Source organism: Actinoplanes couchii, from assembly GCF_016862075.1.
Classification (GTDB): Bacteria; Actinomycetota; Actinomycetes; order Mycobacteriales; family Micromonosporaceae; genus Actinoplanes; species Actinoplanes couchii.
Genome location: NZ_BOMG01000035.1, coordinates 136,031 through 149,608, shown reverse-complemented (window position 1 = coordinate 149,608; position 13,578 = coordinate 136,031). Strand labels below are relative to the sequence as shown.

The following is a 13,578-nucleotide window of genomic DNA, read 5'->3' as shown; positions in this document are numbered from 1 at the left end:
CATGTGTCCGGCTTTCTGACGACGCCCGATTTCTATTTTCCGGGTGCTCGACCGCCGGGCCCACTCCTGACACAGATGTCACGAGCCTCCCAGGGCCGTGAGCGGATCGTCACGCCCACGAAACGCTCACGAACCCCGGAGGACCGCCGAGATGGCGATTGGAAACACTGCCGCCGCCCGCCCGCGTAAGGCGCGTGGTGAGGGTCAGTGGGCGCTCGGACATCGCGAGCCGCTCAACCCCAACGAGCGCAGCAAGAAGGACGACAACCCGCTGAACGTCCGGGCGCGGATCGAGAACATCTACGCGCACGGTGGCTTCTCCTCGATCGACCCCGCCGACCTGCGCGGCCGGTTCCGCTGGTGGGGGCTCTACACCCAGCGCAAGGCCGGGATCGACGGCGGCCGCACCGCGGTGCTGGAGCCGGAGGAGCTCGAGGACGAGTACTTCATGCTCCGGGTCCGCTGTGACGCCGGCTCGCTGAACCTGGCCCAGCTGCGCGCCATCGCCGAGATCTCCACCGAGTTCGGCCGGGACAGCGCCGACATCACCGACCGGCAGAACATCCAGCTGCACTGGATCCGGGTCGAGGACGTGCCGGAGATCTGGCGCCGTCTCGAAGCGGTCGGACTGCAGACCACCGAGGCGTGCGGCGACTGCCCCCGCGTCGTGCTCGGCAGCCCGGTCGCCGGTGTGGCGGTCGACGAGGTCATCGACGCGACCCCGGCCATCGACGAGATCGTCAAGCGTTATGTCGGCGACCCCCGCTACTCGAACCTGCCCCGCAAGTTCAAGTCGGTCATCTCCTGGCTGCCCGACGGGCCGTACCAGGCCAACGACATCTCCCTGGTCGGTGTGGTGCACCCGGACCACGGCCCCGGCTTCGACCTGTGGGTCGGCGGCGGCCTGTCCACCAACCCGCGCCTGGCCGAGCGGCTCGGCGTCTGGGTGCCGCTGGAGGACATCCCGGACGTCTGGGAGGGTGTCGTCGGCATCTTCCGCGACTACGGCTACCGCCGGCTGCGGCACCGCGCCCGCCTGAAGTTCCTGCTCGCCGACTGGGGCGTGGAGAAGTTCCGCGAGGTCCTGGAGAAGGAGTACCTCGGGCGGGCCCTGCTCGACGGCCCGGCGCCCGAGCTGCCGGAGAAGCCGCTGGACCACATCGGCGTGCACAAGCAGCAGGACGGCCGCAACTACATCGGCGCCGCCCCGGTCGTCGGCCGTTCCTCCGGAACCCAGCTCAGCAAGCTCGCCGATCTGGTCGAGGCGCACGGGTCGGACCGGGTGCGGCTCACCGCGTACCAGAAATTGCTCGTTCTGGACATCGCCGACGACCAGGTGGAACCGTTCATCACCGGCCTCCGGGCCATCGGGCTGGAGGCCCGTCCCTCGGCCTTCCGCCGCGGGACCATGGCCTGCACCGGCATCGAGTACTGCAAGCTGGCCATCGTCGAGACCAAGGCCCGCGGCGAGGAGCTGGTCGCCCGGCTGGAGGACCGGCTCAAGGACTTCGACGCCGACCTCTCCATCCACATCAACGGATGCCCCAACGCGTGCGCCCGCACCCAGGTCGCCGACATCGGCCTCAAGGGCCAGCTCGTCATGAACAAACATGGTGAGCAGGTCGAGGGCTTCCAGATCCACCTCGGCGGCGCCCTCGGCATGGCCAAGGGCGAGACGGCTGGCTTCGGGCGCAAGGTCCGCGGTCTCAAGGCCACCGCCGAAGAGCTTCCGGAGTACGTGGAACGCGTCGCCCGGCACTACCTGGACGGCCGCTCCGACGGCGAGACGTTCTCCAACTGGGTGCTCCGCGCCGAAGAGGAGCTCCTGAAATGAGCGAGCGACAGGCCCCGATGTACTGCCCCTACTGCGGGGATGAGGACCTGCGTCCCAACGAGGCATCGCACGGCGCGTGGGAGTGCCACTCCTGCGCCCGCGTCTTCTCGATCAAGTTCATCGGTCTGCTGTCCAAGGGAGTGGCCAAATGAGTCTTCTCAACGCCTCCGGTCTGAGCCTGATCAGCCTCGGTGAACCCGCTGCCGGCGCCGACCTCACCCGCCGGAAACCCGCGGAACTCGAGGCCCTGGCCCTCGCCGCCGCCGAGGCTCTCGAGGGCGCGCCGGCCGAGGAGATCGCCAAGTGGGCGACCGACACCTTCGGCTCCCGCTTCTGCGTCACCAGCTCGATGGCCGACGCCGTGGTCGCCCACCTGTTCTCCCGGGTGTCCCCCGGGGTGGACGTGGTCTTCCTGGACACCGGCCTGCACTTCCCGGAAACCCTCAAGGTCAGGGACACCGTCGTCCGTACGATGAACGTCAACGTCCGCTCGATCCGGCCCCGGCTCACCGTCGGCCAGCAGGATGGCGAACACGGCCCCCGCCTCTTCGCCCGCAGCCCCGACCAGTGCTGCTTCCTGCGCAAGGTCGAGCCCCTGGAGCGCGCCCTCGCCGAGTACGACTCGTGGGCCACCGGCCTGCGCCGCGACGAGTCGCCGACCCGCGCCAACACGCCAGTCGTCGCGTTCGACGCCAAGAAGGGCAAGGTGAAGGTCAACCCGATCGCCGCCTGGACCCAGGACGACGTCGACGCCTACATCAGCCGGTGGAACGTGCCGGTCAACGAGCTGTTCAAGAAGGGCTACGGGTCGATCGGCTGCTGGCCGTGCACCCGCCGCACCAAGGCCGGCGAGGACCCGCGGGCCGGCCGCTGGGCGATGTTCGAGAAGACCGAATGCGGTCTGCACGTCTGATCGGCGATCACCGGCCGGCCGTGGTCCTGGTGGCCCACGGCAGCCGTGATCCCCGCGCCGCCGCGTCCACGTCGGCGCTGGCCCGGGCCGTCCAGCGGGCCCGCCCCGACTGGCTGGTCCGCCCGTCGTACCTGGACCACGCCGGCCCCCGGCCCCTCGACGTCCTGGCCGCTCTGCCCGGCACCCGGGCGGTCCTGGTGCCGCTGCTGCTGACCGCCGCCTACCACGGGCGGGTGGACCTGCCCGCGGTGGTCGAGGAGGCGGGCACGCTACCGCTGACGGTGACCGCCACCGACGTCCTGGGCCCGGCGTCGCCGCTGCTGCTGGCCGCCCTGACCCGCCGCCTGTCCGCGGCCACGCCCGTCCACTCCCCGCCGTCCGACGCCACCACTCGTTCCTCCGCTCCCGGTGCCGGCCGTCGGTTGTTCGAGGCCGCACCGGAATGCCTGTTGTTCTCCGCTGATCCGGGACGGGGATCGGGCACTACCGGGTGGGACTGCCACCCGCTGGCCGTGGGGCTGGACGCGGTTGATCCGGGACGGGGGCCGGGCGCTGCCGGGTGGGACTGCCACCCGGCCGCCGCGGGGCTGGACGCGGTAGTGCTCGCGGCCGCCGGCACCAGGAACGACGCCGCCCGCCAGACCGTCACCGACGCGGCAGCGTCTCTCGGCAGGCATCTGGGCCTGCCGGCAGAGGTCTGCTTCGCCTCCGGCCCGGGAGCCCGGGCCGACGAGGCAGTCACCCGTCTGCGTGAATCCGGAGCCCGGCGGATCGGGGTGGCCGCCTACTTCCTGGCGCCGGGCCTCCTCTACGACGCGGCGATGGACGCCGCCAGGGCAGCCGGCGCGGTAGCGGTGGCACCCCCGCTGGGCGACGCCCCCGAGCTGGTACACCTGATCGCGTCCCGCGTCGAGTCGGTCCTACCGCGCTCGCTGGCCACCGCGGCCTGACTCCAGCTGGCCACCGCGGCCAGATCCCGGCTCCCATTCCACACCGTCCGTCCGTCCGCCTCGCCGGGCGGCCCATGCCCGCGCTCACCCCATCCGCGGCGGCCCATGCCCGCGCTCACCTCGCCCGCGGCGGCTTTGCCCGCGCCCTACCTCGCCCGCGTCCTACCTCGGCCCGCGCTCACCTCGCCCGCGCTCACCCCATCCGCGGCGGCTTTGCCCGCGCTCACTTCGCCCGCGGCGGCTTTGCCCGCGCCCTACCTCGCCCGCGCCTCACCTCGCCCGCGCCCTTCCTTGCCCGTGCCCACCTCGCCCGCGTGGGGTGGCTTGCCGGTCAGAGGTGGCTTCTGCGGGGCGGAGATCCACTGTGTGCGGTCAGCGCCCGGCCGGGCTGTCCCGGGGTGGGGGTGGCGGGTTCGGCGGGCGTAGCGGCCCTCAGGACGCCGCCGGCTGAGAGGTGGCTGTCAATCTCGGCGGCGGCTGCGGGAAGCGAGATCACGCCGTCACTCTCGGTGTTGATCACTCTGCGTTGTGCGACGATTCGGCAAAGGAAGAGAGTGAATCGTGATCGTCCATTGCGGAGTGTGCCGGAGTCGCGACTCAAAGCGTCTCGATCGGAATTTCGAGATCATTTCGTGGATCCGGCTAAACGTACCGTGATCGCATTAGCGCACTGTGGAATGAGAACGCAGGGTGAGTGCCCGGAAACAGCAAGACGCCCCGTGCCGACCGGCCCGGGGCGCAAATGCTGTGTGGGGGATTGATTCAGGCGGTGGGAGCGCCGACCCGAAGGCCGCCGCGGCGCTTGACGGCGCGCCGTTCATCCTCGCTCATCCCGCCCCATACGCCGGCGTCCTGTCCGGACTCGAGTGCCCAAGAAAGGCATCCCTCGGTCACCGGGCACCGCCGGCACACGGCCTTGGCCTGCTCGACCTGCAGGAGCGCCGGCCCACTCGTCCCGATCGGGAAGAACAGCTCGGGGTCCTCGTCGCGGCAGATCGCATCGTGACGCCAGTCCATGGCGGCAAACTCCTTGTTTCGGATGGGGTAATGAAAACAGTGCTGTTTACCTATATGCGAGCGCAGTGGTCGGCGACGGCTTGTGCCCGTACGCTCACCGATGCGTCAGCAAGCTTTTGTGTTTGGTAGCTCTTCTGCGCTTCTGTATTAGGAACGCGCACAAGCAGCAACCGGTTACTTCTTATCGCTTGTGAATGCTTTCACGAACTCACGCGATGTCAAGGGTAGCGCCGGAAGTTTCTCCCGGTGGGTGAGCTGGCTCACGCACCCATATGTCCGGTTCCGCCGCTCCCGGCCGAGCCGGTTGACGAACGCTCCCATCAATGTAGTACGGTCCCGGCCACTTCGCCGACCTTTTAACCCGGTTTCTGTAACGGATCGTGAGCGCCTGTCCGGTACACCTACCCCGAAGTCAGCAGACCACACGTAGTGCCGAGGGGACGGACACAAAGTGCACCTTCTGTCGTTCCCCTAGGTAGTCGCCGTCCAGCTGGAAGGGCTGGGGCCGGGAGGCCACGACCGTGAACTCCGCGACGTCATGTCGGCGCAACACCTGTTTACCTCGCGGATCATCGGCCCGCCACGCGAGTTCTGTCACGGTCCGGGCACTGCTCGGAATGGTCAGCCTCCGAAGTGCGGCGATATCCAGCCCGAGATCGAACGAGGCGTCCGGATTCAAATGGACAGCGCGGTCGCCGAGGTATGTCCAGGGCGCGGTGTTCTGCACGATGACCGTGCTGAGCCCGGTGTCCGGCGTCTCACCCGGGTACTCCAGGGTCAGCGGCGGATTCCTCCGGTCGGCCCCGGCGAGTAACTGGCCGGACATCGCCCGCAGGTAGAGGAACGGCGTCGAGGTCCGGCCGCGGAGCCGGGCCTGCTCCACCCGCCGGATCGTGGCGGCATCCCAGCCGAGCCCGGCGGTGAAGGTGAACCAGCGATCATCGGCGCGACCGAGACCGATCACCCGGTACCGGCCGTCGCGCAGCCCGTCCAGGATCACGCCGGTCCCGTCCACCCAGTCGCGGGGCAGCCCGAGCGCGCGGGCGAAGACGTTGGTGGAACCGCCGGGGACCACGGCCAGCGCCGGCAGCCGGTCGGCCGGAGTGCCGGGCCGGTCGGCGAAGGCGGACGGCGCGGTGAGCAGCCCGTTCACCGCCTCGTTCACGGTGCCGTCGCCACCGAGCGTGACGACCACGTCGAAACCGTCCGTGGCGGCGTCCCGGGCCAGCGCCGTGGCGTGCCCGCGGCGTTCGGTGTAACGGACCGTCAGGTCGACGGCGCTGTGCAGCGCCCGCACCAGGACGTCGCGACTGCGTTCGCTGGTCGTCGTAGCCCGGGGATTGACCACCAGCAGCGCTCGCATGCGCGGCACTGTATCCGGGATCGGTGTGATCAGGGTATGGGTAAGGTGCAGCAGTGACCGGTGAGAAACCCGTGACTACCGAAGCCGCCACCCTCGACTGGGGAGTGCGGCTCCTCTACCTGCAGGGCGCCGGGCTCGCTGTGCTCACCGCGTACCTGATCGTGCTGGAATTGACTCGCGATGAGGTCATCATCGCGATCGCCGCCTCGCTGACCGTGATGTGCGCCCTCGCCGCGGCCGTGGTTCTCCTGGTCGCGCGCGCTCTCGGCCGGCGTTCCGTCCGGGCCCGCGGGCCGGCCGTGGTGGTGCAGCTGTTCGTGCTGGCCACCGGCGGTTTCCTGGTGCAGTACGGCACGCTCTGGGCCGGCATCGGGCTGCTGATTCTGGGCGCCGTGACCGCTGCTCTGGTGCTGGTGCCACCGAGTAGTCGAGCGTTGGGCGTCGATTAGCGGGTCTCGGGGCGCTCATCAGGGCCTAACCTGAACGGGTGACCGGCTCAACGGTGCGCCCGCCCGCCTATCAGCAGCTAGCCGACGAGTTGCGTGCGGAGATCACGTCCGGGCGACTGCAGCCCGGCGAGCGCCTCCCACCCGAACCCGAACTGTGCGTCAAGATCGGCGTCAGCCGGAGCACGGTGCGTGAGGCTCTTCGCCTGCTCGCCAGCCAGCACCTCATCGTCACCACGAGAGGTGTCACCGGGGGTAGTTTCGTCTCCCACCCCGACGCCGAGCAGTTGGCCGACGGGCTCTCGACGGGCTTCGCCCTGCTCACCCACTCGGCCGCGGTCGGGTTCGCCGACCTGCTCGAGTTACGCCGGGCACTGGAGGTGCCGGCCGCCGGACTGGCCGCGCTGCGCCGGGACGAATCGCATCTCCTGGAATTGCGCAGCGCCCTTTTCGACCCGGTCGTTGACGACTTCGACACGATGATGGCCGCGCATTCGGCGTTCCACCGGGCGATGGCGAAAGCGACCGGCAACCCGCTCTTCGAACTGGTCGGACGGCCGCTCTACCAGGTCAGTTACGGCGAAGAAGTGATCGGCGACCTGCCCGAGGGCTATTGGGTACGCATCGACGCCGACCATCGCGCGATTCTCGACTGCCTCACCGCGGGCGATGCCGAGGGCGCCAGGCGCGCGGCGGCGGCCCATCTCGACTACATCGCCGAGACGGTGCGTTAGAAAAGGCCCTCAACTAATAGTCGGTACGCCGGGTCAGCAGGCGGATCGTCGCATAGCGGCCGTTCGCCTGGGCCTCGGCGGACGTGGTGAGCGCGGTCAGCACCTTCCACGCGAACGACGACTCGGACGGCAGTTTCGCCCCGCGGACCGTGGCGACCGTCACCTCGACGGTCAGCGCGTCCTCGGTCACCGCGAAGCGGCACTCCAGCTCCGCGTTCTGCGTGGCGATCGCCAGCAGCATGGCGCACGCCTCGTCGACGGCGATGCGCAGGTCCTCGATCTCGTCGAGGGCGAAGTGCAGGCGAGCGGCCAGGCCCGCCGTGGCCGTCCGGAGGACGCCCAGATATCCGCCGTCGGCGGGCACCGTCAGTAGTACGACGTCGTCTCCGACGTCCGGCTCGATATCCGTCACCTGAGTCACCCGGTCCCCTCCTCCCGATGGAGAGACTGTAGCGGCTGAAAGACGCTACGGGGCCACCCGGTCACCGCCTGTTTTCCACAAACCGGAGAAAACACGACAGCCGACCCCCAATAGGCGGCCGGCTGCTGTGTGAATCGAGGAAGCCCGTGGTCAGGCCTGCTTGGTCTCCCAGAAGATCTTGGAGATCTCCTCGATCTTGCCGAGCAGCTCGTCCGCGACGGCCACGTCGACCTTGCCCTTGGCGCCGGCGGCGCCAGCGAGTTTGGTGGCCTCGTTGAAGAGCTGGTGCAGGTGCGGGTACTTCTCGAAGTGCGGGGCCTTGAAGTAGTCGGTCCAGAGCACCCAGAGGTGGTGCTTGACCAGTTCGGCGCGCTGCTCCTTGATCAGGATGGCGCGGGTGCGGAACTCGGGGTCGGTGTTCCCCTGGTACTTCTCGGCGATCGCCTTGACCGACTCGGCCTCGATCCGGGCCTGGGCCGGGTCGTAGACGCCGCACGGCAGGTCGCAGTGGGCACTGACCACGGTGCGCGGGGTGAGGAAACGCGGAAGTCGCATCAGGACTCCTCCAAAGAGTTTGCGATGATCCGACTTGACCCTACCCCTTACATCCCGGACGTAACGCGACGGAGGCTTGATGCCGTGAGATGGCAATTGCCACTGTTCACCGCACTGGTGCACGGTCCCTCGATGGTTCCCACACTGCGGTCCGGGGACGCGTTGATCGTGCGCCGTGGCGGGCGGGTAAGGAGTGGCGACGTGGTGGTCGCCGAGTTCCGCAGCCGCCCCGGACTGCTGGTGGTGAAACGCGCGGCCGAACCCCGGGACGGCGGGTGGTGGCTGATCGGTGACAACGAGTTCGTGACCGACGATTCCCGTGCTCACGGCGTCGCCGACGTCATCGGGCGTGTGATATTTCGCTACTACCCCCGACCGTTCCGGGTAGGTTAGTGTCCTCTGATCCCCAGCGCACACCCGCGCTGGTGGTGGTTGTACCGGGTGATCCCCGCATCGCACCGCGGTCCTGGCGCATACTCGCGACCAAGATTTCAGCAGGTGCCACGTATCAATGTCGATGCAGTGTGGAGTTTCACCGTGTCTTTCTTCAGTTTCGAACTCGACCCCGCCCTCGCCGCCGACCCCGTCTTCGACCTGCACCGGCGGGGCAAGATGACGATGAGCGCGACAGTCCCGCTGGCCAGCAAGGACGACCTCTCCCTGGCGTACACGCCGGGTGTGGCCCGGGTCTGTGAGGCCATCGCCGAGGACGAATCGATCTACCCCGACTACACCTGGACCGCGAACACGGTCGCCGTCGTCACCGACGGTTCGGCGGTGCTCGGTCTCGGCAACATCGGGCCCAAGGCCGCGATGCCCGTCATGGAGGGCAAGTCGGTCCTGTTCAAGCAGTTCGGCGGCGTCGACTCGATCCCGATCGTGCTGGCCACCCAGGACGTCGAGGGCATCATCGCCACGGTCAAGGCGATGGCCCCGTCGTTCGGCGGGATCAACCTGGAGGACATCAGCGCGCCGCGCTGCTTCGAGATCGAGCGCCGTCTGGACGCCGAACTCGACATCCCGGTCTTCCACGACGACCAGCACGGCACCGCGGTGGTCACGCTCGCCGCGCTGCGCAACGCCGCCAAGCTGCTCGGCCGGGACTTCGCCGGCCTGCGGGTCGTGATCAGCGGCGCCGGCGCGGCCGGAGTGGCGATCACCCGGACCCTGATCGCGGCGGGTGTCGCGGGCGCCAACATGATCGTGGTCGACTCGCGCGGCATCATCCACGCCGAGCGCGGCGATCTGAGCGGCATGAAGGCGGAGATCGGCGACACCACCAACTTCTCCGGCCGTACGGGTGGGATCACCGAAGCGCTGATCGGCGCGGACGTGCTGGTCGGCGTCTCCGGCGGCACCATCCCGGAGCAGGCGGTGGCCGGCATGGCGCCCGGTGCGATCGTCTTCGCGCTGGCCAACCCGACGCCCGAGGTGCACCCGACGGTCGCGCACCGGTACGCCGCGGTCGTCGCCACCGGCCGCAGCGACTTCCCCAACCAGATCAACAACGTGCTGGCGTTCCCCGGCATCTTCCGGGGCGCCCTGGACGTCCGGGCCACCACGATCACCGACCGGATGAAGGTCGCCGCCGCCGACGCGATCGCCTCGATCGTCGCCGACGACCTGCGCCCGGACGCCATCGTGCCGTCCCCCCTGGACCCGCGGGTCGCCCCGGCCGTCGCCGCCGCGGTGGCCGCCGCCGCCATCCAGGACGGCGTCGCCCGGCTCTCCGCGTCCCCCGACCCGGCGGTGGCCCCGGTCCCGGTCACCGGAGCGGCACAGCCCGCCTGACCCGCTGGTACGACCGGCCGGGCCCACGCGGACAGCGACGGTCCGGCCGGCCTGCTTCCCGCCACCGGCGCCGGCGGGCCGGGAGGCGGCGGCAGGCCGGGCCGGGAGGCAGCGGCGGGCCGGGCCGGGAGGCAGCGGCGGGCCGGGAGTCGGCGCCGGGCGCGCCGGGAGAAGGCGGGCTGCGGGCGGCGCATGGCGTTAACGGTCGCTAAGGTCAGGTGATGCGTGCTGCCTTCGCTTCCGCCGTCAACCCGGAGGAGCCGCTCAGCGGCCTGACCCTGGGGGAGTTGCCGCTCGTCGTCCCGGACGGCTGGGTGCCCGTCGACGTGCGGGCGGCCTCCCTCAACCACCACGACATCTGGTCCCTGCGCGGTGTCGGCCTGCCCGCCGACCGGCTGCCGATGGTCCTCGGGTGCGATGCCGCCGGGCTGGATCCGGACGGCAACGCGGTCGCCGTCTATCCGGTGGTGGAGGACAAGGCCGACCCGCGTGGCTACTCGCTCTTCTCCGAGCGCCATCCCGGCACCCTGGCCGAGCGGCTGGCGGCGCCGCCCGGCAACCTGGTCCGGATCCCGGACGGGGTCTCCTTCGCCGAGGCGGCCTGTCTGCCGACCGCCTGGCTCACGGCGTACCGGATGCTGGTCGTCCGTGGCCGCCTCGCCGAGGCCGGGTCGGTGCTGGTCCAGGGCGCGGGCGGGGGAGTCGCGACGGCGGCCGTCGCACTCGCCGTCGCGCTGGGCAAGCGGGTGTACGCCACCAGCCGCGACCCCGGGAAACGGGAGCGGATCGGCCGGCTCGGGGCCACCGCGGTGGAGCCGGGCGCCCGGCTCCCGGAACGGGTCGACATCGTGATCGAGTCGGTCGGAGCGGCCACCTTCGACCACTCGATGAAGTGTTCGGCGCCGGGCGCCCGGATCGTGGTCTGCGGCGCGACCGCCGGGCACCGGGCCGACGTGGACCTGCGCCGGGTCTTCGCCATGCAGCTGGAGATCCTGGGCAGCAGCATGGGCACCCCGGACGAGTTGGCCGCCCTGCTGGACCTGGTCGCGGCGGGCACGGTCAAGCCGGTGATCGACTCGACGTTCCCCTTCGCCGACACCACGGCCGCCTTCACCCGCCTGGCCGAGGGAGACGTCTTCGGCAAGGTGGTGGTGGAGTTCTGAGTAGGCCGAGCGGCCTCCTCAGCGGTGGTGGTGGGGAGGCCGGACGGAGGTGGCGGTGAAGGCCGGGTGGGCGGCGTCCGGAACGAGGGCGGCGTCCTCTAGAAAGTGCTGGTCAGCTGGCCCGCGTTGGTCGACGAGGCGTCGATCGGCATGCGGCCCTTGGCGGCCTCGTCGTTGTTGAAGACCCAGCGCCAGAAGTCGGTGGTGGTCTCGGCCACCATCTGCGGCTGGTCGCGGTGGGGCAGGTGGGTGCCCTGCGGGATCTCCAGGAAGCCCTTGGGCCAGGTGACCTCGTTGTACGCCCCGTACGCCTGCTCGTAGGTGACCGTCTCGTCCAGCTTGCCCTGCACGAACAGCAGCGGCGCCGGGTCACCGGAGAACGGGGCGGGCTGGGGCATCTGCCGCCCGGCGATCAGCAGCCCGGCTTTGAGCCGCTCGTCCCGGCTGCCGCTGAACAGCCCGACCGTGGTGATCGCCCCGGCGGAGTGCCCGGCGGCGGCGATCCGCTGCGGGTCGATCGAGCCGGACAGTGTGGTCAGCAGCTCGGTGATGACGAACTGGGCGTCGGCCGGCTGGTTCACCACGTCGTCGGCGTCGTACTCGGCCGCCTGGTACCAGGTGTGCGGGTATTTCGGGCCGGCCACCACGAACCCGGCGGACGCCCAGAAGCTCAGCAGCTCGGCGTAGTCATCGGGCTGCGAGGTGAGCCCGTGACTGAAATAGATCAGTGGAAACGGGCCGTTGCCGGCGGGCAGCCACACCTTCGTCGGCAGTGCACGGTCCCCACCGCGGTTGAACTCCAGCTCCCGCGTCGTCACACCGGTGGACTGCTCCGGCATCGCCGAGGGCGAGGCTGCGGGCGAGCCCTCGGACGAGGGGGTGGAGCAGGCGGCGAGACCCGTGAGAGCGGCCAGGGAGAGGAAGGAGCGACGACGTAACACGCGGTCATTGTGCCCGCCGAAGATCAGAGTTACCTGTCAGTGACGGGTCACCGATATCACACCCGGTTCCGCCGAACAGGTGCAGAGCTTCGCCATCCTTGACCCGTTTGGCTAGGGTCCTTCCCATGTCTGACAACCACGTCGACCCCAGCGGCAACACCGAGGCGTTCCGCGCCTTCACCCGGACGACGCCCGACTCCGAGGCGTCGTCCAAGGTCCCGTTCTACGTGATCGGCGGCGTCGCCGCGATCATCGTGCTCGGCCTGCTGGCCTGGTTAATCCTCTGAGATAGCCCGGCGGGCCTCCGAGGCGATCTCGAGCTCCTCCTCGGTCGGCACCACGCACACGGTGATCGGTGAGCCGTCCGGCGAGATGACCGTGTCGTTGCGGGCGTTGCGCTCCGGATCCACCGTGATGCCCAGCGCCGAGAGCCCGGCCAGCGTCCGTTCCCGGACCGGCCGGGAGTTCTCGCCGGCCCCGCCGGTGAAGGTGATCGCGTCCACCCGGCCGAGAACGGCCAGGTAGGAGCCGGTGTACTCGCGAATCCGGCGACAGTAGAGGTCGAACGCGAGCGTCGCCTCCGGATCGCCTGCCTCGAACCGGTCCTGCACCGACCGCAGATCGTTGTCCCCGGCCAGGCCCAGCAGCCCGGACCGGCGGGTGAGCAGGTCCTCGATCTCGTCGAGCGGCATCCCGGCCACCCGGTGCAGGTGGAAGATCAGGCTCGGGTCGACGTCACCCGACCGGGTGCCCATCACCAGGCCCGGCAGCGGGGTCAGTCCCATCGAGGTGGCCACACTGCGGCCACCCTGCACGGCGGCCGCGCTGGCCCCGTTGCCCAGGTGCAGCGTGATCACGTTGGTCTCGGCGACCGGCTTGCCGAGGATCCGGGCGGTCTCCCGCGAGACGTACGCGTGGGACGTCCCGTGGAACCCGTAGCGCCGGATCCCCCACTTGGCGGCCACCTGCCTGTCGATCGCCCAGAGCGCGCCCTCCGGCGGGATCGTCGAGTGGAACGCGGTGTCGAAGACGGCCACCTGCGGCACGTCCGGGAGCAGTTCGCGGGCCACCCGTAGCCCGGTGACCGCGGCCGGGTTGTGCAGCGGCGCCAGCGGGATCAGCGCCTCGATCGCGGCCAGCACGTCGTCGTCGACGACGGTGGCCGAGGTGAACCGCTCGCCGCCGTGCACCACCCGGTGCCCGACCGCGGCCAGCCCGGTCAGGTCCAGTTCGTCCATCAGCCGGCGCAGTGCCGCGCCGTGGTCGGCCGCGTCCCCGCCGGACTCGCCGATCCGCTGCACCAGGCCCTTGGCCAGGACGTCGTCGCCGTCGAAGAGCCGGTACCGCAGCGACGACGAGCCACTGTTCAGTACGAGTACCCGTGTCACTGAACTTTTTTCAACGTGGCGAGGCCGGGACTGCCCGGCGGTGGGCTGCGGACCTTGCGCGT

At 70.1% G+C, this 13,578-nt stretch carries 16 protein-coding genes; 10 read left to right on the top strand and 6 right to left on the bottom strand.

Features of this window, described 5'->3' with window-relative positions; translation table 11 throughout:
- Positions 1–151: 151 nt before the first annotated feature.
- The 4 genes from Aco03nite_RS11925 to Aco03nite_RS54665 are packed head-to-tail and all read left to right on the top strand — an operon-like array spanning position 152 to position 3,697.
- Positions 152–1,834 (top strand): nitrite/sulfite reductase, encoded by a 1,683-nt coding sequence (locus Aco03nite_RS11925; RefSeq protein ID WP_203795104.1) that lies wholly within the window; start codon positions 152–154, stop codon positions 1,832–1,834.
- Positions 1,831–1,986, top strand: coding sequence for a hypothetical protein (locus Aco03nite_RS11920; RefSeq protein ID WP_203795103.1), 156 nt, complete (start codon positions 1,831–1,833; stop codon positions 1,984–1,986). Before Aco03nite_RS11925 ends, Aco03nite_RS11920 begins: the two co-directional genes overlap by 4 nt.
- The gene (locus Aco03nite_RS11915) at positions 1,983–2,747 is read left to right on the top strand and encodes a phosphoadenylyl-sulfate reductase (RefSeq protein WP_203795102.1); all 765 of its coding nucleotides are present in this window, start codon (positions 1,983–1,985) and stop codon (positions 2,745–2,747) included. The genes Aco03nite_RS11920 and Aco03nite_RS11915 overlap by 4 nt, the downstream gene beginning before the upstream one ends.
- Positions 2,729–3,697: a sirohydrochlorin chelatase gene (locus Aco03nite_RS54665; protein ID WP_203795101.1), complete on the top strand. Its 969-nt coding sequence runs from the start codon at positions 2,729–2,731 to the stop codon at positions 3,695–3,697. The genes Aco03nite_RS11915 and Aco03nite_RS54665 overlap by 19 nt, the downstream gene beginning before the upstream one ends.
- Positions 3,698–4,459: 762 nt before the next feature.
- Here Aco03nite_RS54665 and Aco03nite_RS11905 read toward each other — a convergent pair.
- The gene (locus tag Aco03nite_RS11905; RefSeq protein WP_203795100.1) at positions 4,460–4,714 is read right to left on the bottom strand and encodes a WhiB family transcriptional regulator; all 255 of its coding nucleotides are present in this window, start codon (positions 4,712–4,714) and stop codon (positions 4,460–4,462) included.
- Between the two features lie 412 nt (positions 4,715–5,126).
- Positions 5,127–6,077 carry a diacylglycerol/lipid kinase family protein gene (locus tag Aco03nite_RS11900; protein WP_203795099.1) on the bottom strand — a complete coding sequence of 317 codons (951 nt, stop codon included), beginning with the start codon at positions 6,075–6,077 and terminating at the stop codon, positions 5,127–5,129.
- A gap of 71 nt (positions 6,078–6,148) precedes the next feature.
- Between Aco03nite_RS11900 and Aco03nite_RS11895 the strand changes: the two genes are divergently transcribed.
- Both Aco03nite_RS11895 and Aco03nite_RS11890 read left to right on the top strand, forming a co-directional pair.
- The gene (locus Aco03nite_RS11895) at positions 6,149–6,526 is read left to right on the top strand and encodes a hypothetical protein (RefSeq protein WP_203795098.1); all 378 of its coding nucleotides are present in this window, start codon (positions 6,149–6,151) and stop codon (positions 6,524–6,526) included.
- 38 nt (positions 6,527–6,564) lie between these two features.
- On the top strand, positions 6,565–7,257 hold the full coding sequence (locus Aco03nite_RS11890) for a FadR/GntR family transcriptional regulator (RefSeq protein WP_203795097.1): 693 nt from the start codon (positions 6,565–6,567) through the stop codon (positions 7,255–7,257).
- Between the two features lie 13 nt (positions 7,258–7,270).
- Here the strand turns inward: Aco03nite_RS11890 and Aco03nite_RS11885 are convergent, their stop codons facing one another.
- Both Aco03nite_RS11885 and sodN read right to left on the bottom strand, forming a co-directional pair.
- Entirely contained in the window at positions 7,271–7,669 is a 399-nt protein-coding gene (locus Aco03nite_RS11885) for an ATP-binding protein (RefSeq protein ID WP_373872597.1), read from the bottom strand.
- 159 nt (positions 7,670–7,828) lie between these two features.
- Positions 7,829–8,233: a superoxide dismutase, Ni gene (gene sodN, locus Aco03nite_RS11880; protein WP_203795095.1), complete on the bottom strand. Its 405-nt coding sequence runs from the start codon at positions 8,231–8,233 to the stop codon at positions 7,829–7,831.
- 84 nt (positions 8,234–8,317) lie between these two features.
- Between sodN and Aco03nite_RS11875 the strand changes: the two genes are divergently transcribed.
- The 3 genes from Aco03nite_RS11875 (at position 8,318) to Aco03nite_RS11865 (ending at position 11,187) form a co-directional block, all read left to right on the top strand.
- Positions 8,318–8,626, top strand: coding sequence for a S24/S26 family peptidase (locus Aco03nite_RS11875; RefSeq protein ID WP_275415859.1), 309 nt, complete (start codon positions 8,318–8,320; stop codon positions 8,624–8,626).
- Positions 8,627–8,770: 144 nt separating this feature from the next.
- A complete protein-coding gene (locus tag Aco03nite_RS11870) occupies positions 8,771–10,024 on the top strand; it encodes an NAD(P)-dependent malic enzyme (protein ID WP_373872594.1) in 1,254 nt (417 codons plus the stop codon).
- A 221-nt stretch (positions 10,025–10,245) separates the two neighbouring features.
- A complete protein-coding gene (locus Aco03nite_RS11865; RefSeq protein WP_203795093.1) occupies positions 10,246–11,187 on the top strand; it encodes a zinc-binding dehydrogenase in 942 nt (313 codons plus the stop codon).
- Between the two features lie 98 nt (positions 11,188–11,285).
- On the opposite strand, the gene Aco03nite_RS11860 is transcribed toward Aco03nite_RS11865, so the two are convergent.
- Positions 11,286–12,128, bottom strand: a complete 843-nt coding sequence (locus Aco03nite_RS11860) for an alpha/beta hydrolase family protein (protein ID WP_203795092.1) — start codon at positions 12,126–12,128, stop codon at positions 11,286–11,288.
- 125 nt (positions 12,129–12,253) lie between these two features.
- Here Aco03nite_RS11860 and Aco03nite_RS11855 point away from each other — a divergent pair, with 125 nt between their 5' ends.
- Positions 12,254–12,415 carry a hypothetical protein gene (locus Aco03nite_RS11855; protein ID WP_203795091.1) on the top strand — a complete coding sequence of 54 codons (162 nt, stop codon included), beginning with the start codon at positions 12,254–12,256 and terminating at the stop codon, positions 12,413–12,415.
- Here Aco03nite_RS11855 and Aco03nite_RS11850 read toward each other — a convergent pair.
- Complete coding sequence (locus tag Aco03nite_RS11850) at positions 12,404–13,516, bottom strand: acetate/propionate family kinase (RefSeq protein WP_203795090.1); 1,113 nt, start codon at positions 13,514–13,516, stop codon at positions 12,404–12,406. The two genes, Aco03nite_RS11855 and Aco03nite_RS11850, sit on opposite strands and share 12 nt — an antisense overlap.
- Positions 13,517–13,578 lie beyond the last annotated feature (62 nt).